The sequence below is a fragment of the Paractinoplanes toevensis genome (assembly GCF_018332695.1).
GTDB lineage: Bacteria > Actinomycetota > Actinomycetes > Mycobacteriales > Micromonosporaceae > Actinoplanes > Actinoplanes toevensis.
The window spans coordinates 1-19,698 of the sequence record NZ_BOQN01000090.1; the positions used below are offsets into that span (position 1 = coordinate 1).

The following is a 19,698-nucleotide window of genomic DNA, read 5'->3' on the forward strand; positions in this document are numbered from 1 at the left end:
AACCACCACTTGAAACCGCCGACCTCGCAGAAGTCCCACAAGATCTGCGGCCGGGGCGCCGCGACCAACGGTTTGGCGCACATCGGCCAGCCCGGCGCAAGGCCAGAGCCGCGCCACGGAACGCGGCGGCCCGGCACAAGGCCAGCCGCACCGGAAAGCGGTGAGGCGCGGCCGGAGCCGCGCCTCAGCGTTCGTTGTGGGTCAAGAACCGTCGCCGTTGACGTCGTCGGCGGGCTCGGCCGGGTCGTCGGGGACCTTGCCGGCGTCGGCCACCGGGGCCGCCGACACGGTCGGCTTGTCCTCGGCCGGGTTGGGCGGGGCCGCGTCGGTCTCGCCGAGCTCGGACTCCGGCACGGCGCCGTGGCCGAGCAGGGTGGTCAGCGTGTCGCCGGTGATGCGCCGGAACGTGCGGCCCTTGCGCCGGCGGTCCAGGACCGCCACCTCGAGCTGTTTCGCCTCCAGCGTGCGGGTCTGGCCGTTCTCCCCGCCGACGCTGCCCAGCGCCTTCGCCGCCAGCACGAGCGCGGTCTGCAGGTCGGCCGCGGTGTCGTGCTCGTCGCGCAGGACGCCGGAGATCGCCTCGGCCTGGCCGCCCATCGCCATGAAGCCGGGCTCGTCCATGACCGAGCCGTCATAGGTGATCCGGTACAGCTCGTCGGCCTCGGGCGAGGCGCCGACCTGCGCGATGCAGATCTCCACCTCGTACGGCTTCTGGGTCTCCGAGAAGATCGCACCGAGGGTCTGGGTGAACGCGTTCGCCAGGCCCCGGCCGGTCACGTCGCGGCGGTCGTAGCTGTACCCGTTGAGGTCGGCCATCCGCACGCCGGCCCGGCGCAGGTTCTCGAACTCGTTGTACCGCCCGACGGCCGCGAAGCCGATCTTGTCGTAGATCTCGCTGATCTTGCGCAGGGTCGTGATGTTCTCGGCGACCAGCAGGATGCCGCCCTCGTAGGTCAGCACCACGGCGGAGCGGCCGCGGGCGATGCCCTTACGGGCGTACTCCGAGCGGTCGCGCTGGACCTGCTCGGGTGATGCGTAGAACTGCATGGCCACGGCTGGCTACTTCCTCTCGTCCCGGTTGAAAGCAGTGGTGGAAGCGGGACTCAGCCGCCCGGATTTTCCATGCGGCCGGCGACGACCTGTTCGGCCACCGCCGAGATCTCTTCCTCGGACAGCCGGTGGGTGCCCTGTGCCGTGGCCGTCATGACCACCGGGTAGATCTTGCGGGTCACGTCGGGCCCGCCGGTCGCGGTGTCGTCGTCGGCCGCGTCGTACAGCGCCTCGACGGCCAGCCGGATCGCGTCCTGCGTGCTGACGCCGGTCCGGTACTTCTTCTTGAGCGCGGACTTGGCGAACAGCGAGCCGGAGCCGATCGAGTCGTAGCCGGTCTCCTCGTAGAGGCCGCCGGCGACGTCGAAGCTGAAGATGCGCCCGGCCTTGGCCGGGTCGGCCGGCGACAGGTCGTAACCGGCGAACAGCGGCACCACCGCGAGACCCTGCATGGCCGCGCCGAGGTTGCCGCGCACCATGCCGGCCAGCCGGTTGGCCTTACCGTCGAGGGACAGCATGATGCCCTCGATCTTTTCGTAGTGCTCCAGCTCGACCTGGAACAGCCGCATCAGCTCGATGCCGATGCCGGCCGTGCCGGCGATGCCGATCAACGAGTACGCGTCGGCGGGGTGGACCTTCTCGATGTCCCGGCTCGCGATGAGGTTGCCCATGGTCGCCCGGCGGTCGCCGGCCATGACCACGCCCTCGGCCGTCGTGATCGCCACGATCGTCGTGCCGTGCGGCGCCATGTCCCCCGCCAGGCCCGGAGGCAGCGGCCGGCGCCCGGGCAACATCTCGGGCGCCGCATGGGTCAGGAACTGCGTGAAGGAGGACGTCCCCGCGTTGGTGAAGATATCCGGGAGGCGACCGGATGGATCAAAGTCCTTAGCCACGTGGTTCCTTTCAGATACGTGATCGCGCGGGCGCCGATTCCCCCGGGGCGCCTTTGCAGTTGAAGCACAATATCCCGCGGGACCCACCCGGTGCGATGATCGTGATCGACGTGTCAGAGCCTCAGCTTGCCCGATCCGGCGTGCCGGGGCCGCACTTATCCAGGCACCGCCCGGAGGGCCGTTTTCCAGGCCTTCCGAGCGATGCCGGTTCGCTGAAAGCGAAACCGCCGCCCGATCCATCAGGATCGGACAAAACGGCTTACTGGCCGCCCTTCTGGACGTATCCGCGGACGAACTCCTCCGCGTTCTCCTCCAGGACCGAGTCGATTTCGTCGAGCAGGTCGTCGACGTCCTCGGTGATCTCGGCGTGCCGCTCGGCTACCTCCGGGTTGGCCTCGACGGTGACGTCCTCGATCTCCTCGTCGCTGCGGCTCTTGCCGGACTGCGACTGACCACCTGTGTCTCTGGTTGCCATGGGATGTCCCCCTTCTCCGCCACCCGAAGTCGCACAACATCGGGTATCGCAAACCTACCGCGCGGCTGTGACAAAACGACCCGCCGGGCGGTCCGTTTCGGTAAACCGCTCAGCGCGAGGTAATGACCTCGAGCAGGTCCTTCGCGCTCTCGCACTTGTCGAAGAGGGCACCGACGTGCTTCTTGGTGCCACGCTCGGGTTCCATCATCGGCACCCGGACGAGCGACTCCCGGCCGACATCGAAGATCACCGAGTCCCAGCTGGCCGCGACCACTTCGGACGCGTACTGCGCCAGGCAGCGGCCGCGGAAGTAGGCCCGGGTGTCGACCGGCGGCTCGTACATCGCCTGCTGGGTGTCGGCGTCGTCGAGCAGCGTCTTCATCGAGCCCCGGGCCACCAGGCGGTGGTAGAGGCCCTTCTCCGGGCGGACGTCGGCGTACTGCAGGTCGACCAGCTGGAGCTTCGGCGACGACCAGCCCAGGCTCTCGCGCTCCCGGTAACCCTCGAGCAACCGCAGCTTGGCAACCCAGTCGAGGCTGTCCGACAGGAGCATCGGGTCGCGGCCGAGCTTGTCGAGCACGTCCTCCCAGCGGTCGAGCACATCGGCAGTCTGGTCGTCGGCGTCGTCGCCCTGCCGCTCGTCGACGAACGCGCGGGCCCGCTCGTAGTAGGCCCACTGCAGGTCGAGCGCGGTGAGCCGGCGGCCGTCGCGCAGCCGGATGAGGTGCTTGAGCGACGGGTCGTGGCTGACCGACTTGAGCTCGCTGACCGGGTCGGCGATGCCCAGGTCACCGCTGAACACCTTCTCCTCGATCATGGCGAGGACCAGCGACGTGGTGCCCATCTTGAGGTAGGTGGCGATCTCGGAGAGGTTCGCGTCGCCGATGATGACGTGCAGCCGGCGGTATTTGTCGGCGTCGGAGTGCGGCTCGTCGCGGGTGTTGATGATCGGCCGCTTCAGCGTGGTCTCGAGGCCGACCTCGACCTCGAAGAAGTCGGCGCGCGAGGAGAGCTGGAAGCCGGAGCCGGAGCCGTCCTGTCCGATGCCGACCCGGCCGACACCGGTGAACACCTGCCGGGTCACGAAGAACGGCGTGAGGTGCGCGACGATGTCGGCGAACGGCGTCTGCCGGCGCATCAGGTAGTTCTCGTGCGACCCGTACGATGCGCCCTTGTTGTCGGTGTTGTTCTTGTAGAGCTGAATGCGGTGCGCTCCGGGGATCGTCGCGGCCCGGCGGGAGGCCTCGGCCATGACCCGTTCGCCGGCCTTGTCCCACTTCACGATGTCGAGCGGATTGGTGCACTCGGGAGTGCTGTACTCCGGGTGTGCGTGGTCGACGTAGAGCCGGGCACCGTTGGTCAGTATCACGTTGGCCAGGCCGAGGTCTTCGTCGGCGAGGGCGTCGGCCGGGTCGTAGGCGGCGCCGGAATAGGTGAACCCCCGGGCGTCCCGCAGCGGCGACTCCTCTTCGTAGTCCCAGCGCGCGCGGCCCCCGCGGTTGAGCTCGGGCCGGGCACCGTAGGCGTTGACCACCTGCGAGGACGTCACCATCGGATTGGCGCCGGGCTGCCCCGGGACCGAAATGCCGTACTCGACCTCGGTGCCCATAATGCGTCGAACGCTCATGCGACCACTCCGCCCATGCCGCTGCTGCTCATGCATCGAGCCTAGACGCTCTCGCACCCCTTTCGCCGTGCCCCGTCGCCGTGGCGGCACGCTGGGTGGCGAGCAAGCTCGCCGGAACCGGGCGGGGTGAGAGCTTGGCGGTCAGCTTCCGGCCGAGTGCCTGGCCCGGAAGTTCCACCATTCGGTACGCGAGCCAGGCAACCCCAAGAGCGACGATCATGTACGCGAGCCCGGCCGCGACCCTGATCACACCTGCCCTGGTCCCGATATCCGGGACGAGGCGCGGAAGCAGGAACAGCAGTACCGCGTGCAGAAGATACAGCGAGTAGCTGATCCGCCCCAGCTCGGTGAGAGCGCCCGGAACGGCACGGTTTCTCATCGCGTACGCGAAAAGGAACGTGATCGCGACCCCGCCGACGTTGGCCGACCAGACGAGCAGCGCGGCGGTCGTACCCAGATGTGTCCAATGCGCACCGATGACGCCGAGCGCAACCGTCGTCAGGGCGAGGGCCGCCGGCCGGCGGCCGAGCTGCCCGTGCTGCCAGCGGTAGACGACGGTGCCGGCGAACATCACGGCCAGCAGCAGCAGACCCTGCCAGGACGCGATGACGGTGCTGTTCCTCGTGTCGTGGCCGTTGAGGGCGGGCAGCAGCAGGAAGGCGATGCCGGCGGCGCCGGCCAGAAGCACGAACCGTCCCTTGACGTACGCGAGGACGCTGAGCCCGATGACGACGACCAGCACCGCGGCCGTGAGCCGTCGCTGTCCCGGCGTTGCCCCGAAGAGGTCGTTCGGCAGCGTCAGGAAGGCCGCGAGCGCCAGCCCGGAGGCCCACCAGGCGCTCTGCCGGTGCCGGCGCCAGGCGAACAGGCCGGAGACGACCAGATAGAACGTCATCTCGTAGGCCAGGGTCCAGAACACCCGGACGGCGCCGCGCTGGCCGAGCAGGTCCGGCATCATCGTGACGTGCCCGAGGACGCCGGTGACGGTCTCGTTCCGGATCGACGCCGGCCAGGTCATCCAGCCGAGCGCGCAGAGCAGCGCGACGACCAGGATCGCGAACAGATATGCCGGATAAATGCGGCAGAGGCGGCCGATCCAGAAGCGGCTCAGGCTGCCGTGCTTCTCCAGCGACATCGGAATGACATAACCCGAGACCAGGAAGAACAGCAGTACGCCGTACTTGCCGAGGTCGATGTGGCGCATGACCGCGAGGTGCCGCTCGGAGCCCAGCACGATCGGGCTGAGGTGGAAGCAGACGACGACCAGGGCGGCGTAGCCGCGCAGGGCGTCCAACCAGGCGAGACGAACCGGATTAGGGGCGGTCATGCCCGGTGCAACGACAGCACGGGCGGAAGGGTGATCCCTCCGCCCGCGCTATCGGTGCTCGTTACAGGTACTGACCGGTGTTCGAAGCCGTCTCGATCGAGCGGCCGGCCTCGGCGCCCTTGCCACCGGAGACGAGCGTGCGGATGTAGACGATCCGCTCGCCCTTCTTGCCGGAGATGCGGGCCCAGTCGTCCGGGTTGGTCGTGTTGGGGAGGTCTTCGTTCTCCCGGAACTCGTCGACGCAGGAGTCGAGCAGGTGCTGCAGGCGCAGCCCCTTCTTCCCGGAGGTGAGGAACTCCTTGATCGCCATCTTCTTGCCGCGGTCCACGATGTTCTGGATCATCGCGCCGGAGTTGAAGTCCTTGAAGTACAGGACCTCCTTGTCACCGTTGGCGTAGGTGACCTCCAGGAAGCGATTCTCCTCGCTTTCCGTGTACATCCGGAGGACGACGGCCTCGATCATCGCGGCCACCGTGACGTCGCGGTCGTTGCCGTGCTCGATCAGATCGTCGGTCGAGAGCGGCAGCTCGGCCAGGATGTACTTGGCGAAGATGTCCTTCGCGGCCTCGGCGTCCGGACGCTCGATCTTGATCTTCACGTCGAGACGACCGGGGCGCAGGATGGCCGGGTCGATCATGTCTTCCCGGTTGGACGCGCCGATCACGATCACGTTTTCCAGGCCCTCGACGCCGTCGATCTCGCTGAGGAGCTGGGGAACGATCGTGTTCTCCACGTCGGAGGAGACGCCCGAGCCGCGGGTCCGGAAGATCGAGTCCATCTCGTCGAAGAACACGATCACCGGGGTGCCCTCGCCGGCCTTCTCCCGAGCCCGCTGGAAGACCAGGCGGATGTGCCGCTCGGTCTCACCCACGTACTTGTTCAGCAGTTCCGGGCCCTTGATGTTGAGGAAGTAGCTGGTGTGCTTCTCCTCACCACGCCGCTCGGCGATCTTCTTGGCCAGCGAGTTGGCCACCGCCTTGGCGATCAGGGTCTTGCCGCAGCCGGGCGGGCCGTAGAGCAGGATGCCCTTCGGCGGGCGCAGCTGGTGCTCCCGGAACAGGTCGGCGTGCAGGAACGGCAGCTCGACGGCGTCGCGGATCTGCTCGATCTGGGAGTGCAGGCCACCGATGTCGGAGTAGTCGACGTCGGGCACCTCCTCCAGGACGAGCTCCTCGACCTCGCTCTTCGGGATCCGCTCATAGGCGTACGCCGAGCGGGGCTCGATCATGAGCGAGTCGCCCGCACGCAGCTTCGCGATGTCGAGCGAGTCGGCGAGGAAGACGATGCGCTCCTCGTCGGCGTGCGAGACGACCAGAGCCCGGTCACCGCGCTGCCCGTCCGGGCCGGCCAGAACCTCCTTGAGGAGGACGACCTCACCGGAGCGTTCGAAACCGAACGCGTCGACGACATTCAGCGCGTCGTTGAGCAGAACTTCCTGCCCGCGCTGAAGCTCCTCGACCTCGAGCGACGGCGACACCGCCACCCGAAGCTTGCGGCCGCCGGTGAACACGTCGACCGTGCCGTCCTCGTGAGCTGACAGAAAAACGCCGTAGCCGCTGGGCGGCTGGGCGAGTCGGTCAATCTCTTCCTTGAGAGTGACGATCTGGGTCCGGGCTTCCTTGAGGGTCGCCACGAGCCGGTCGTTGTTCTCGGTCAGTCGGGCCAGCTGCGCCTGCGTTGCCGCGAGCCGTTCCTCAAGCTGCCGGACGTGTCGTGGGCTTTCGGTCAACTTTCGCCGAACAAGGGCGAGTTCCTCCTGCAGGAACGCAACCTGGCTGGAGAGATCGTTGGCCTCTTTCTCCCAACGTGCGGCGCGTGAATCCGCCTCGTCGCTACGTGCCACGTCCCACCTCCCCGGGGGCTCGAACGTCTTGCGATAACACTAGCTGCTGTAGCCCGGATTTCGACCCATGCAACACCCTCGTCACCGAGTCTTGATCCATTCGGCCAGTGGTAGCAAGTTGGTTGTCGGAGGCATCCGGTACCGTCGGCCGGGACCATTTTCAGGAGGTTGCAGTTGACGACGCAGACCGGTATAGAGGCGCTTCAGGTCTGGGTGGACCAGGACCTGTGCACCGGCGATGGGCTCTGCGTGCAGTACGCACCGGAGGTCTTCGAGTTCGACATCGACGGCCTTGCCTACGTCAAGGACCAGGCCGGTGAGCTGCTGCAATCCCCCGGAGCGCGCACCGCGGTGCCGGCCCACCTGATGCTCGAGGTGATCGACTCGGCGAAGGAGTGCCCCGGCGACTGCATCCACGTGGTGCGGTCCGCCGACGACGTCGAGGTGGCCGGCCCGGACGCCGATTGACCAACCTTCCGGGGGTACGCCGCGCCCGCGGGCGTGCCTCCGCAGCGCGCTGACGAAACGCGGAAAATGTCACATCCCCGAAACGAGTCTCACAGGGTCGGGCGGCCCACCAACGAGGCCACCACGCGGGAGAACTCCTCGAGTCGGGCGATTTGCCCCGGTCCGCCGTCGTCGAGCGTCTTGCCGAACCGCAGCGCGTCGTGCCGCAGCGCGGTGCGGCCCTCGCCGCCCTCGTCCATGCCGGGCGGCGGGACGGCGTCGTCGATCGAGCTGAGGAGCAGGTAGACGTCGATGCTGTCGACCCGGGCCTGCCCGTTGGAGGTGCGGGTGAGCCGCCGCCGGCAGCCCACCTCGGTCACCGTCGACAGCGGCACCACACGCAGCGACGAGGTCATCGAGCCGACCGGGCCGTCACCGGGCGCCACATCCTCACCGTGCCACAGCACCAGGCGACTGCCGTCACAGATGACGACCTCCTGCCAGACGCCGTTGACCTCGTTGACGAAGCGCTCCAGGGTGAAACAGAGCACCGACGCACCGCGCAGCACCCCGAAGAGCGCGTCGAGCGCCACCTCGGGGTCACGCAGGTAGGCCCGGGCCGCCGAGTCGAGATCCTGGTACGGAGACCAGTCCGGGAAGACCGCAGGCATCTCGTTGCTGCCGCCGAACGGCGGAGAACTCATCGCTCCCACCCCATGCTCCCCAATGGCTCGGCCTCCCCGTGCTTATGCCGCCTTGGAAGCTACCCGAATCGAGCGGCCCGAGTCACATCGCTGGTGCGAGGACCCTCATCGATCCAGGTCGGCGGCCTCGGCCGGGTCGGCGGCGGCCGCGGCGAGGGCAGCCTGAGCGGCCCGGCGAAGTGCGTACGCCTCGGCGCCCTTGCTCGGTTTGCGCCGCCGTGGCGGCGCCGTCACGCCCGGCGCGAGCTTGCGCGCCGAGACCAGGAACGCGGTGTGCGCCACCATCCGGTGGTCGGGACGGACCGCGAGGCCCTCGGCGTGCCAGTCCCGGACCAGTGATTCCCAGGCCCGCGGCTCGGTCCAGCCGCCGCGCTCGCGCAGCGCCTCCACCAGCTCGGACAGCTGCGGGGTGGTCGCCACGTAGCCGATGAAGACGCCGCCGGGCACCAGCGCGCGCTCGACCATCTCGAGCGCCTCCCACGGGGTCAGCATGTCCAGGATGATCCGGTCGAAACCGGCCTCGGTGTTGTCCGCGACGTCGCCGTTGTGCAGGTGCCAGGCCGGGTGCGGGCCGCCGAAGAACGCCTCGACGTTCTTCCGCGCGATCGCCGCGAAGTCGTCGCGCAGCTCGAACGAGTGCAGCTCGCCGCCGCTGCCCACGGCCCGCAGCAGCGAGCAGGACAGGGCACCCGAGCCGGCACCGGCCTCGAGAACCTTCGCACCGGGGAAGATGTCGCCCATCGCGACGATCTGCGCCGCGTCCTTCGGGTAGATCACCTGGGCGCCGCGCGGCATGGACAGCACGTAGTCGCTGAGCAGCGGGCGCAGCGCCAGATATTGGGTGGCACCGGCCGAGGTGACCACGCTGCCCTCGGGCAGGCCGATGATCGCGTCATGGTCGAGGGCACCGCGATGCGTGTGGTACGACTTGCCCGGCTCCAGCACGATCGTGTGCATCCGCCCCTTGGGGTCGGTGAGCTGAACGCGGTCACCCGCCCGGAACGGCCCGGTGTGAGCGGGCATCGAGTCCTCGACGACGGTGGCAGGCGAACTGGTCACAACTCTTCTCTCTGTCATGGTGCCGGTCTTCTCGGGCGGCGCGGCTCCAGCACGTCGGCGACATCACCGACCCGGAGAACCCCCACCACATCCTGGTCTTCCTCGCCCGCGGTGATCACGTACTGCCCGGCCGGGTGGGCCTGCAGCGCGCGCACCACCTGCTCGCCGCTGAGCCCGAGCGGCAGCGCGGGCACGGCGTCGCGGGACCGGGACACGGTGTCCACGGCCACCCAGGGGCGCCGGTCGACCGGAACCCGCTCGGCGGCGACCGGGTCGACCAGTGCGGTGAGATTACCGGCCGAGTCGGTGACGGCCAGCACCACGTTCGGTCTCGGGTCCTCGGAGCGGCGGCGCTGCGCCTCGCCGAGCGGGGTGCCGGCCGGCACGGTCAGCAGCGGGCGGGCCAGCGCGGCCAGGTCGACGAGCGGGAACCGGCGGGTCATCCGGGCCAGCCGGATCGACTGGCCGGCGCCCTGCCACAGGGTGAAGACGACCAGGATCACGAACGCCAGCCCGAACAGCGTGACCAGCTCGAGCCGGTAGAGCCAGATCGCGACGACCATGCAGGCGAACGCGATGGCCCGGCCCGACCAGGCGGCGGCCTCGGTGGCCCGGTTGCGGTCCTTGATCAGCGCCCACAGGCCGGCCCGCAGCGCCCGGCCGCCGTCCAGCGGCAGCCCCGGCAGCACATTGAAGATCGCGACGAGCAGATTGCTGGCGGCCAGCTGAAACGCGACCTGGTCGCCCAGGGTGCGGTCGGGCAGCGCGAGGGTGACCACCGTGGCGAGGCCGCCGAGCACCAGCGACACGAGCGGCCCGGCCAGGCTCACCAGGGCGTCGACCTTCGGGGTGGGCGCGTCGCGGTCCATCTCGGTCCAGCCGCCGAGCAGTTCCAGGGTGATGCCGCGCACGCCGATGCGGTAGCGCCGGGCGGTCAGCGCGTGGCCCAGCTCGTGCAGCAGCACCGAACCGAGCAGGCAGACCACGAAGCCGAGACCGACCAGATAGCCCAGCGGGTCGGGCAGGTCGAGCTCGGCCCGCACCCAGTTGCCGTAGACCACGGTGACGAGCGCGGCGAGCAGCAGCATCGAGGAGTTCATGTAGATCGGGATGCGCAGCACGTGCCCCACCGGCCGGGCCGGGCGTCCGGCGGTGCGCGGTTGCGGTCTGCTCGGCTGCTCCACCCGGTCGATGCTACGGAGGCTCCGCATTTTCGTCGTACCCCTGCCCTAGCCTCTTCGACATGACGGCACAGACGGTCTCCTCGCCCCCGCCCGGCAGTTCCCCCGCGGGCCCCTCGCTGTCACCGTCGCGGGCGGCCGACTTCAAGACCTGCCCCCTGCTGTTCCGCTTCCGCACCATCGACAAGCTGCCCGAGCAGCCGACCGCCGACCAGGCCCGCGGCACCCTGGTGCACGCGGTGCTGGAGCGCCTGTTCGACCTGCCGGCCGCCGCCCGCACCCCCGCCGCCGCGGCCACCCTGGTCGAGCCCGCGTGGCAGGCGCTGCTGGAGGCCGAGCCCCGCCTGGCCGAGATCTTCACCGCCGCCGCCACCCGGCCCGCCGTCACCGACCAGGCCGCGCTGATCGCCGAGGCCGACGCGGGCGGCCCCGGCACGCCCCAGCTCGCGACCTTCCTGGCGAGCGCGTCGGCCCTGCTGGAGGGCTATTTCGCGGTGGAGGACCCGCAGCGGCTCGAGCCGGCCGAGCGCGAGGCCCTGGTGTCCACCCTGGTCGACGACGAGCTGCTGATCCGCGGTTACATCGACCGCCTCGACGTCTCCCCCGCCGGCGACCTGCGCGTGGTCGACTACAAGACCGGCGGCGCGCCACGCGAGGCGTTCGAGGGCCGCGCGCTGTTCCAGCTGAAGTTCTACGCCCTGGTGCTGTGGCGCACCCGCGGCGTGGTCCCGCGCGTGCTGCGCCTGCTCTACCTGAAGGACGCCGAGGTCTGCGACTACAGCCCCGACGCCGAGGAGCTGGAGCGTTTCGAGCGCACCCTGGTGGCCCTGTCCCAGGCGATCGAGCTGGCCAAGCGCAATCAGGACTTCCGCCCGAAACCGAGCCGGCTGTGCGGCTGGTGCAGCCACCAGGCCCTGTGCCCCGAGTTCGGCGGCACCCCACCCCCGTTCCCGACCGGCGAGGTGGTCCGCATCGACCTGACCCCCGCCGACGACGATCGCCTAGGGTGACGCCCAGGCCCGCCGGTTGGGTAGGCGGGCAGGATCGGGCGTGAGGGGTGGGTTCGGCGGGGTGAGCGAGAGCAGGGCCAGGCCCGTTCGCGTGCTGCTGGTCGACCCGGCGCCCATGCACCGATCCGGCTTGCGCATGGTCCTGGCGGCGGCCGGCGGCGCGAGCCGCGCTGGCACGATCGGGAGCGCAGGCGGCGGGCCGGGCGGTGCGGCGGGCCACGCCGACGACGCGGCCGGCGGCGCCGCCGCGCCGGAGATTGTCGTCGTGGGTGAGACCGGAGACGGCGCCGAGGCGGTCGAGTTGGCCCGGCGCCTGCTGCCGGACGTGCTGATCACCGAGATTGCGCTTCCCCGGCTCGACGGGCATGCCGTGGCGCGGGCGGTGTCGCAGGGCGGGCTGCCGGTGCGGGTGCTGATCCTCACCGACCACGACAGCGACGAGGAGGTGCTCGCCGCGATCACCGCGGGTGCGGGCGGCTTCCTGCGCAAGGACGCACCGGCCCACGAGGTGACCGCGGCCGTGCGGGCGGTGGCGGTCGGCGGGGCGGTGATCACCCCGATGGTGCTGGCCCGCATCCTGGCCCGGGTGGCCGAGGCCCTGCCCGCGCCGGAAACCACCACGACCTCGAAGCTCGACGCCCTCACCGACCGGGAGCGCGAGGTGCTGGTGCACCTGGCCCGCGGCCACTCGAACGCGGAGATCGCGGGCGCCCTGTTGGTCAGCGAAACCACCATCAAGACCCATGTCGGCCACGTCCTGACGAAACTCCGCCTGCGCGACCGCACCCAGGCCGTGGTCCTCGCCTACGAGACAGGCCTGGTCAAGCCCGGCAGCTGAGCACGCCGCGGCGCCCGGTGGGCGGGGCCACCGGGCGCGACGGTCAATGACGGCGTGGGTTCGGGGTGGGGCCTCGGCTCCGGGGCCACTCCGGCTGGGCCGGGCGGGCGGCGCGCGGTGCGGGCAACAGGCGGCGGCGCACCACCTGGGCGGCGGACTCGAGGCCGAATCGGGAACCGGGGAGCATCAGGCGGCCCGGGCCGACTCGGTGGAGCGGTGCACGTGGATGTTGCCGCTGGCGGTGCGGACCCGCAGTTCCAGCGAAACCGGGTCGCCGGGCGGCGGGGTGTCGCCGGCCGCGGTCAGGTCGCTGGTCGAGCGGCCCGAGGCGGTGTTCAGGTCCATCCAGACGCCGGAGCCCGCCGCGACGCCGACCTGGACGTCACCGCTCGCGGTCTTGACGCTGGCCTTGCCCTGGCGCAGCCGGCCGATCTCGATGTCGCCGCTCGCGGTGCCGGCCTTGACCGATGATTCGAGGCTGCCGGCCCGGATGTTGCCGCTCGCGGTGGAGGCGTTGACGTCACCGATGACGTCACCGATGTGCAGGGCGCCGGAGGAGCTCTTGATGCGCAGCCCGCCGCCGACCCGGCCGACCACGATGTCGCCGCTGGCCGCGTCGAGGAAGGCGTCGCCGGTCACCTCGGCCACCTGGACGTCGGCGGAGGCGACGTTGACGTGCGCGGTGGAGAACACGCCGGCGGCGCGCAGGTCGGCGGCCGCGCTCTTGGCGTGCAGGGCGGAGCCGATCGGGACCTTCGCGGTGATCAGCAGTTTCGGGGTGCGGCGCCAGAGCCAGTGCTCGCTGCCGGGGGCCTGCACGAGCAGGGTGCCGTCGTCCAGCTCGACACGGGTGTTGCGGGCGGCCTCCTGACCGGCCTCGGAACTGTCCAGCGGCTGCACGTCCACCTGGATGGTGTCGCGCTCCTCGGCGGTGATCTCGACGAGACCGCCCTGGGCGCGCAGGACGAGGGTGACGGGCTGGGCGTGGTCGAACTCGTACATCGGGGGTCTCCTTCTCAGGCTTGGAAATAGCCGGTCATGCGCTTGCCGGAGCGGGGTGGCTGCGGCTGGTTGCGAAAGGTGAGGGCCGAGGTCACGGCGCGGACCAGCCACGCGTTGACCGAGATGCCCTCGGCGGCGGCCATCTGCTCGACGTGCGTCTTGAGCGACTCGGCCATCCGCAGGGTGAGCCGGGTGAGGTCGCCGGCGTCCGCCATCGGCGGGGGCGGCGGCTGGTTGTCGGGCTGCTCGGGTGCGGTGCGGGTGACCACGAGGTCGGCCTCGCGGCCGCGCAGCCGCACCTCGACGGTGGCGTCGGACAGGTGGGTGGTGATCTCGGCGGCCGCGTCGGACAGCGCCTCGAGCAGCGCCAGCCGGGCGGACGCCTCCAGCGAGTGGCCGAGCAACTCGGCCGCACGAGTGGTCTCGGGGCCGCCCGGTGCCGCGGCGGCGGCCAGGTCGGCCCGGAGGGTCTCGAGGTACGGCGTCAGGTCCATGTCACCACTATGACGTCATCGATGACGTCAGTCAAGGCCAAAGCGGCGTCACGGTGACATCTCAGGGCGATCCCTGACGTCGCCTGGGGTTCACCCCGTACCGAAATCTCGCGTCGCGGTCCGACTGTGGACGGACGTTTCGCGTCCGCGGCGCCGAAAGACTGATTCCTGCCGACCGGGCCTCAGGCCCGGCCGGACCAAGACGGACGGGCCGGCCAAAACGGGGGCGGCCCGCACAAGAGGGGGCTCAGACGATGGAGACGCCTGTTGCGGCACGCGCCGAAGAGGTGTGGAAGGTGTACGGGAAGGCGGAGGCTCAGGTCACCGCCCTCCGCGGGGTGAGTGCGAGTTTCGGCCGCGGGAGGTTCACCGCGATCATGGGGCCGTCCGGCAGCGGCAAGTCGACGTTGATGCACTGCCTGGCCGGCCTGGACACGGTCACCCGGGGAACGGTGCACATCGGCGGCACCGAGGTGACCGGGCTGAACGACAAGGCACTGACCCGGCTGCGCCGCGACCGGGTGGGCTTCATCTTCCAGCAGTTCAACCTGCTGCCGACGCTGACCGCGGCGGAGAACATCCGGCTGCCGCTGGACATCGCCGGGAAGAAGCCCGACCCGCAGTGGTGGGACACCGTGATCGAGACCGTGGGCCTGAGCGACCGGCTCAGCCACCGGCCCGCCCAGCTCTCCGGCGGCCAGCAGCAGCGGGTGGCGTGCGCGCGGGCGCTGATGAGCCGGCCCGACGTGATCTTCGCGGACGAGCCGACCGGCAACCTCGACTCGAAGTCGGGCGCCGAGGTGCTGGCGTTCCTGCGGGACAGCGTGCGCGAGCACGGCCAGACCATCGTCATGGTCACCCACGACCCGGTCGCGGCCAGCTACACCGACCGGGTGGTCTTCCTGGCCGACGGTTCGATCGTGCACGAGCTGGCCAACCCCACCCCGGAGACCGTCCTCGAGGCGATGAAGTCCGGAGAGGTGCTGGTCTAGATGTTGCGCGCGACGCTGAAGAGTCTGCTCGGCCGCAAGCTGCGGCTGGTGCTCTCCGGCCTGGCCGTGGTGCTCGGCGTGATGTTCGTGGCCGGCGCGTTCGTGGTGACCGACACCCTGGGGCGCTCCTTCGACCAGCTGTTCGCCACCGCCTTCGAGGGCACCGACGTGTCGGTGTCGGCCAAGCCGAAGATCGAGGTCTCGGAGATGGAGGGCGAGCAGGTCCCCTCCGCCCTGCCGGCCAAAACAGTAGACGAAGTCCGAAATGTCGCCGGGGTGAAAACCGCGACCGGCATGGTCACCGCCGACGGCGCCCGCGTGATCGGCTCCGACGGCAAGGTGCTCGCCGGCACCGGCCCACCCCGCCTGGGCAACAACTGGGTGGGTGAGGACGACCTGCTCAAGCTACGCGAGGGCCGCGGACCGCAGAGGGACGACGAGATCGCGGTGAACGCGCTGGTCGCCAAGCAGGGCAACCTCAAGGTCGGCGACCGGGTGGGCGTGCTCACCCTCGAACCGAAGAAGACGTTCACGCTGGTCGGCATCTGGGGCTACAAGAACGACAAGGACTCGATCGGCGGCTCGCAGGAGGTCGCCTTCACCGAGCCGGTCGCCCAGAAACTCATGATCGGCCAGACCGGCATGTTCAACTCGGTCGTCGTGAAGGCCGCCGACGGGGTCACCCCGGAGCAGCTACGGGACCGGATCGCCACGGCGGTCGGCGCCGGTTACGACGTCAAGACCGGCGACCAGCTGGCCGAGGACAACGCGGCGGGCCTCAAGGAGTTCCTCGGCTTCTTCAACAAGATCCTGCTGGGCTTCGCGAGCGTCGCCCTGTTCGTCGGGATCTTCCTGATCCTCAACACGTTCTCGATCATCGTGGCCCAGCGGACCCGGGAACTCGCGATGATGCGGGCCCTCGGCGCGAGCCGCCGCCAGGTGATCGGCTCGGTGCTGCTGGAGGCCGTGGTGATCGGCCTGGTCGCGGCGGCGCTCGGCCTCGGGGCCGGGGTCGGCGTGGGTGCCGCGCTCGGCGAGCTGTTCGCCTCGCTCAACGACGGCTTCGAGATGGCGACCGTCGGCGTGCCGCTGGCCGCCGTGCTCAGCTCGCTGATCGTCGGCGTCCTGGTCACCGTGGTCGCGGCGGTCCTGCCGGCGCTACGGGCGTCGCGGATCTCGCCGGTGGCGGCGATGCAGGACGTGGCCACCCCGGACCGCCCGCTCACCAAGGTGAGCGTGAGCGGGGCGATCGTGAGCGCGATCGGCGGCACCATGCTGGGCCTCGGCCTGTTCGGCAGCGGCGGACTCTGGCTGATCCTCGGCGGCGTCCTGGTCTGCTTCATCGGGGTCGCCCTGCTCACCCCGCTGATCTCCCGGCCGGTGGTGGGCCTGCTGGGCCGCCTGTTCTCCTGGTCGGTTCCGGGCCGGCTCGGCCGGCTCAACTCGGGCCGCAACCCGCGCCGCACGGCGATCACGGCGGCCGCGCTGATGGTCGGCATCGCCCTGGTCACCGGCGTGACCGTGGTGATGGACTCGGCCAAGACCAGCATCGCCGCGCAGGCCGAGGACACCGTCAAGGCGCAGGTCATCATCGGCGGCGAGCAGAACGGCCCGCGGCCGCCGACCTTCGATCCGGCGGTTCTCGACCAGACCAGGCAGATCGCCGGGGTCCGCTCCGCCGCCGGGATCTGGAACGACCAGGCCCAGGTCAACGGCAAGCTGACGTACGTCACCGCGACCGACGACCTGGCCCGGCTGGCCGATGCCTTCGGCGGTCCACAGCTGCCGGCGCTCAAGCCCGACCAGCTCGCCCTGAGCACGCAGGAACTGAGCGACAGGGGCTGGAAGGTCGGGGACGCCGTGGACGTCCAGCTGGCTCACGGCGACGTGCACAAATACACGATCGCCGCGACCTACGACGAGGACACGATGCCCGGCACCTACCTGCTGCCGGCCGCCGCGACCAAGGACTTCGGCATTCCGCAGCCGGTCTTCGCGTTCGTCCGCCTGACCGACGGCACCACCGTCGACCAGGTGCTGCCCGGCATCAAGGCCCTGGTGGCCGACAGTCCCGAGGTGTCCGCCACCGACCGCACCACGTTCATCGACCAGCAGCTGTCCGATTTCGACACGGTCATCACGATGGTGCAGGTGCTGCTGGCGCTGGCGATCCTGATCGCGGTGCTGGGCGTGGTCAACACGCTGGCCCTGTCGGTGCTGGAACGCACCCGCGAGCTGGGCCTGCTGCGGGCGGTCGGGCTGAGCCGGTCCCAGACGATGCGGATGGTGACGGTCGAGGCCGTGGTCATCTCGGTCTTCGGGGCGCTGCTCGGCGTGGTCGTCGGCTCCGGGCTGGGCGCCGCGGTGGTCCAGGCCCTCAACGACGACGGCATCGACCAGTTGGTGCTGCCGTGGGGCGGGATGGGCCTCTACCTGGTGCTGGCCGCGCTGGTCGGGGTGCTGGCGTCGGTGCTGCCGGCGATCAAGGCGGCCCGGCTCAATGTTCTGGCTGCAATAGCCGCTGAGTGATCAGCAACTGGGTCAGATAGGCGGGGTCCACCCCGACCAGGGAACGGCGCAGGTGGACCCCGTCGGTCGCGGGCAGCTCCAGCTCGGCCGGCACGGCCAGCACGACCGCCCCGGAGGCGAGCGCGCTGGCCACGCCGGTCGGCGAGTCCTCGATCGCGACGCACTGCTCGATCGGCACGCCCAGCAGGGCGGCCGCCGTCCGGTAGGGCTCGGGGTCGGGTTTGGGCATGGTGACCTCGTCACCACAGACCACCACGTCGAAGTTCTCCCGGCCCAGGGTGTCGAGGGCGGCCTCGACCAGGATGCGGCCGGTGGAGGTCACCAGTGCGGTGGGCAGGCCGGCCAGCTTGACCGCGCGCAGCAGCTCGGCCGCGCCGGGACGCCACACCAGACCCTCGCGGAACAGGTTGAACACCCGCGAGGTCAGCCACTTGACGTCCGGTTCCTCGGGGCGGTCGGGCTGGCCGAGATCCTCCCGGAAGATCCGCATGCTCGACGACATGCTGCCGCCGACCATCGCGGCCCGCGCCTCCGGCGACAGCGTGCCACCGGCCCACGCGGCCAGTTCGTGCAGCGCGATCTCCCAGACCTTCTCGCTGTCCACCAGCGTGCCGTCCATGTCGAAGAGCACCGCGGCGGGTTGTTGTGAGTTCATCGCGGCCAATTCTTCCCGCCCGGCCGGGTATCCGGGGCGGCGTGTGACGCAAGTGGCAGAGTTGACCCCCGTGCAGCCTCCGGAGACCGACTTCGGCGACGACATCGCCGTCCCCGCCGCCGTGACCATGCTGGCCGCGGGCCGCCCGCTGACCCCGATTTGGCGCAATGTCCTCGGCGGCCTGACATATCGCATCGGGACCGACTATTTCGTGAAGTTCGCCCCACGCGGGTCGGATCTGCCGCTGCGCAACGAGGCCGGCCGGCTGGCGTGGGCCGCCTCCTACACTCCCGTTCCCGAGGTCGTCAGCAGCGGCGCGGACGACACCGGCGAGTGGTTGGTGACCAAAGCGATCAACGGCTGGTCCGCCGTCGACAAGCGCTGGGACAAGGCCACGGCGGTGACGGCTATCGCGACCGGGCTGAAAGAGCTGCACAACGGCGTACCCGTCAAGGAATGCCCTTTCGACTGGAGCGTCGAGCGCCGCCTCGAAAAAGTTGACCGGGACAAGATCGGAAACCCGCCGGCCATCGACCGCCTCGTCGTCTGCCACGGCGACCCCTGCGCCCCCAACACCCTGCTCGGCCCGGACGGCCGCTGGGTCGCCCACGTCGACATGGCCGCCCTCGGCGTGGCCGACCGCTGGGCCGACCTGGCGGTGGCGTCCTACAGCCTGAGCTGGAACTACGGCGACGGCTGGGAAGAGCTGTTCTTCGCTACCTACGGCATCGCCCCCGATCCGGAACGCATCGCCTACTACCGGTTGTTGTGGGATCTAGGCTGACATCCATGTCCGTCGAGGAGGTCACCCCCGAGACGATCCGGCCGGTGCGCCGGTCGATCCTGGTGCAACGCTGGACCGACCTGACGTTCCTGCACTGGCCGATCGACCCGGACGTCGTCGCGCCGCTGCTGCCCGCCGGCACCACCCCCGACCTGCTCGGCGGTGTCACCTACGTCGGGTTGATCGCGTTCCGGATGGAGGGCCTCGGCTTCCTGCGCGGCCCCGGCCTGCCCTACCTGGGCACGTTCGCCGAGACCAACGTGCGTCTCTACAGCGTCGACCGGCGCGGCCATCGCGCGGTCGTGTTCCTGTCGCTCGACGCCGAACGCCTGCTGCCGGTGCTCACCGCGCGAGCGTGGCTCCGCCTGCCGTACATGTGGTCGCGGATGCGCCTGCGACACGAGGGCGACGTCATCACGTACACATCGAAACGCCGCTGGCCGCAACCGAGAGGCACGAGCAGCACCCTCACCGTCCGCATCGGCGATGAAATCGCCGAACCCACCGCACTCGAACACTTCGTCACCGCCCGCTGGGGTCTGCACACGAACGCGTGGGGCCGCACCATCCACCTGCCCAACGAACACCCCCGCTGGCCGCTGCGCCGCGCAACGCTCCTCGACCTCGACGACGAGCTGGTCGCGGCAACCGGCCTGCCCACCCCGAAGGGCCCGCCGGCCAGCGTCCTCTACTCCCCCGGCGTCAAGGTCAACTTCGGAAAACCCCTCTAGACGTACGCCGTCGGGGCCCCCAACCGCACCGGCGCCCACCGCCGAGGCGGCCGGGCC

General features: G+C 70.2%; 19 protein-coding genes. 7 read left to right on the top strand and 12 right to left on the bottom strand.

Translation table 11 applies throughout. The features are described 5' to 3' along the window. Window positions 1-201 precede the first annotated feature (201 nt). The 6 genes from prcA to arc form a co-directional block, all read right to left on the bottom strand. Window positions 202-1,053 (bottom strand): proteasome subunit alpha, encoded by an 852-nt coding sequence (gene prcA / locus Ato02nite_RS34825; protein WP_213010933.1) that lies wholly within the window; start codon window positions 1,051-1,053, stop codon window positions 202-204. 50 nt (window positions 1,054-1,103) lie between these two features. Beyond that, window positions 1,104-1,943: a proteasome subunit beta gene (gene prcB / locus Ato02nite_RS34830; RefSeq protein WP_213010934.1), complete on the bottom strand. Its 840-nt coding sequence runs from the start codon at window positions 1,941-1,943 to the stop codon at window positions 1,104-1,106. Between the two features lie 259 nt (window positions 1,944-2,202). After that, window positions 2,203-2,418: a ubiquitin-like protein Pup gene (locus Ato02nite_RS34835; RefSeq protein ID WP_213010935.1), complete on the bottom strand. Its 216-nt coding sequence runs from the start codon at window positions 2,416-2,418 to the stop codon at window positions 2,203-2,205. 109 nt (window positions 2,419-2,527) lie between these two features. Beyond that, window positions 2,528-4,045 carry a depupylase/deamidase Dop gene (gene dop / locus Ato02nite_RS34840; protein WP_369076931.1) on the bottom strand — a complete coding sequence of 506 codons (1,518 nt, stop codon included), beginning with the start codon at window positions 4,043-4,045 and terminating at the stop codon, window positions 2,528-2,530. A 28-nt stretch (window positions 4,046-4,073) separates the two neighbouring features. After that, a complete protein-coding gene (locus Ato02nite_RS34845; protein WP_213010936.1) occupies window positions 4,074-5,372 on the bottom strand; it encodes an acyltransferase family protein in 1,299 nt (432 codons plus the stop codon). Window positions 5,373-5,433: 61 nt separating this feature from the next. Continuing rightward, window positions 5,434-7,215 carry a proteasome ATPase gene (gene arc / locus Ato02nite_RS34850; RefSeq protein WP_213010937.1) on the bottom strand — a complete coding sequence of 594 codons (1,782 nt, stop codon included), beginning with the start codon at window positions 7,213-7,215 and terminating at the stop codon, window positions 5,434-5,436. 174 nt (window positions 7,216-7,389) lie between these two features. On the opposite strand from arc, the gene Ato02nite_RS34855 reads away from it, so the two are divergent. Continuing rightward, window positions 7,390-7,683, top strand: a complete 294-nt coding sequence (locus Ato02nite_RS34855) for a ferredoxin (RefSeq protein WP_213010938.1) — start codon at window positions 7,390-7,392, stop codon at window positions 7,681-7,683. Window positions 7,684-7,772: 89 nt separating this feature from the next. Here Ato02nite_RS34855 and Ato02nite_RS34860 read toward each other — a convergent pair whose 3' ends face one another. The 3 genes from Ato02nite_RS34860 to Ato02nite_RS34870 form a co-directional block, all read right to left on the bottom strand. Further along, on the bottom strand, window positions 7,773-8,366 hold the full coding sequence (locus Ato02nite_RS34860) for a hypothetical protein (RefSeq protein WP_213010939.1): 594 nt from the start codon (window positions 8,364-8,366) through the stop codon (window positions 7,773-7,775). A 105-nt stretch (window positions 8,367-8,471) separates the two neighbouring features. Further along, the gene (locus Ato02nite_RS34865; protein ID WP_213010992.1) at window positions 8,472-9,389 is read right to left on the bottom strand and encodes a tRNA (adenine-N1)-methyltransferase; all 918 of its coding nucleotides are present in this window, start codon (window positions 9,387-9,389) and stop codon (window positions 8,472-8,474) included. A gap of 50 nt (window positions 9,390-9,439) precedes the next feature. After that, window positions 9,440-10,618, bottom strand: coding sequence for a site-2 protease family protein (locus Ato02nite_RS34870; protein WP_438873095.1), 1,179 nt, complete (start codon window positions 10,616-10,618; stop codon window positions 9,440-9,442). A 50-nt stretch (window positions 10,619-10,668) separates the two neighbouring features. Here Ato02nite_RS34870 and Ato02nite_RS34875 point away from each other — a divergent pair, with 50 nt between their 5' ends. After that, window positions 10,669-11,616, top strand: coding sequence for a RecB family exonuclease (locus Ato02nite_RS34875; protein ID WP_213010940.1), 948 nt, complete (start codon window positions 10,669-10,671; stop codon window positions 11,614-11,616). Window positions 11,617-11,731: 115 nt separating this feature from the next. Beyond that, window positions 11,732-12,454: a LuxR C-terminal-related transcriptional regulator gene (locus tag Ato02nite_RS34880; protein ID WP_213010994.1), complete on the top strand. Its 723-nt coding sequence runs from the start codon at window positions 11,732-11,734 to the stop codon at window positions 12,452-12,454. A 186-nt stretch (window positions 12,455-12,640) separates the two neighbouring features. Here the strand turns inward: Ato02nite_RS34880 and Ato02nite_RS34885 are convergent, their stop codons facing one another. Continuing rightward, window positions 12,641-13,456, bottom strand: a complete 816-nt coding sequence (locus Ato02nite_RS34885) for a DUF4097 family beta strand repeat-containing protein (RefSeq protein ID WP_213010941.1) — start codon at window positions 13,454-13,456, stop codon at window positions 12,641-12,643. 14 nt (window positions 13,457-13,470) lie between these two features. Next, window positions 13,471-13,950: a hypothetical protein gene (locus tag Ato02nite_RS34890; RefSeq protein WP_213010942.1), complete on the bottom strand. Its 480-nt coding sequence runs from the start codon at window positions 13,948-13,950 to the stop codon at window positions 13,471-13,473. A gap of 254 nt (window positions 13,951-14,204) precedes the next feature. On the opposite strand from Ato02nite_RS34890, the gene Ato02nite_RS34895 reads away from it, so the two are divergent. Further along, window positions 14,205-14,942 (top strand): ABC transporter ATP-binding protein, encoded by a 738-nt coding sequence (locus Ato02nite_RS34895; RefSeq protein ID WP_213010943.1) that lies wholly within the window; start codon window positions 14,205-14,207, stop codon window positions 14,940-14,942. Then, window positions 14,943-17,471, top strand: coding sequence for an ABC transporter permease (locus tag Ato02nite_RS34900; RefSeq protein ID WP_213010944.1), 2,529 nt, complete (start codon window positions 14,943-14,945; stop codon window positions 17,469-17,471). Here the strand turns inward: Ato02nite_RS34900 and Ato02nite_RS34905 are convergent. Next, window positions 17,440-18,126, bottom strand: coding sequence for an HAD family hydrolase (locus Ato02nite_RS34905; protein ID WP_213010945.1), 687 nt, complete (start codon window positions 18,124-18,126; stop codon window positions 17,440-17,442). The two genes, Ato02nite_RS34900 and Ato02nite_RS34905, sit on opposite strands and share 32 nt — an antisense overlap. Window positions 18,127-18,196: 70 nt before the next feature. Here Ato02nite_RS34905 and Ato02nite_RS34910 point away from each other — a divergent pair, with 70 nt between their 5' ends. Continuing rightward, window positions 18,197-18,910: an aminoglycoside 3'-phosphotransferase gene (locus Ato02nite_RS34910; protein WP_246607834.1), complete on the top strand. Its 714-nt coding sequence runs from the start codon at window positions 18,197-18,199 to the stop codon at window positions 18,908-18,910. Between the two features lie 5 nt (window positions 18,911-18,915). Then, a complete protein-coding gene (locus Ato02nite_RS34915) occupies window positions 18,916-19,641 on the top strand; it encodes a YqjF family protein (RefSeq protein WP_213010946.1) in 726 nt (241 codons plus the stop codon). The last annotated feature ends 57 nt before the right edge of the window (window positions 19,642-19,698 follow it).

Bases quoted from the DNA above. Each gene is read 5' to 3' on its own strand.
- Ato02nite_RS34835 (WP_213010935.1), bottom strand. From the start codon at position 2,418: ATGGCAACCAGAGACACAGGTGGTCAGTCGCAGTCCGGCAAGAGCCGC.
- dop (WP_369076931.1), bottom strand. From the start codon at position 4,045: ATGAGCGTTCGACGCATTATGGGCACCGAGGTCGAGTACGGCATTTCG.
- Ato02nite_RS34845 (WP_213010936.1), bottom strand. From the start codon at position 5,372: ATGACCGCCCCTAATCCGGTTCGTCTCGCCTGGTTGGACGCCCTGCGC.
- Ato02nite_RS34860 (WP_213010939.1), bottom strand. From the start codon at position 8,366: ATGAGTTCTCCGCCGTTCGGCGGCAGCAACGAGATGCCTGCGGTCTTC.
- Ato02nite_RS34865 (WP_213010992.1), bottom strand. From the start codon at position 9,389: ATGCCCGCTCACACCGGGCCGTTCCGGGCGGGTGACCGCGTTCAGCTC.
- Ato02nite_RS34875 (WP_213010940.1), top strand. From the start codon at position 10,669: ATGACGGCACAGACGGTCTCCTCGCCCCCGCCCGGCAGTTCCCCCGCG.
- Ato02nite_RS34880 (WP_213010994.1), top strand. From the start codon at position 11,732: ATGCACCGATCCGGCTTGCGCATGGTCCTGGCGGCGGCCGGCGGCGCG.
- Ato02nite_RS34885 (WP_213010941.1), bottom strand. From the start codon at position 13,456: ATGTACGAGTTCGACCACGCCCAGCCCGTCACCCTCGTCCTGCGCGCC.
- Ato02nite_RS34890 (WP_213010942.1), bottom strand. From the start codon at position 13,950: ATGGACCTGACGCCGTACCTCGAGACCCTCCGGGCCGACCTGGCCGCC.
- Ato02nite_RS34895 (WP_213010943.1), top strand. From the start codon at position 14,205: ATGGAGACGCCTGTTGCGGCACGCGCCGAAGAGGTGTGGAAGGTGTAC.
- Ato02nite_RS34900 (WP_213010944.1), top strand. From the start codon at position 14,943: ATGTTGCGCGCGACGCTGAAGAGTCTGCTCGGCCGCAAGCTGCGGCTG.
- Ato02nite_RS34905 (WP_213010945.1), bottom strand. From the start codon at position 18,126: ATGAACTCACAACAACCCGCCGCGGTGCTCTTCGACATGGACGGCACG.
- Ato02nite_RS34915 (WP_213010946.1), top strand. From the start codon at position 18,916: ATGTCCGTCGAGGAGGTCACCCCCGAGACGATCCGGCCGGTGCGCCGG.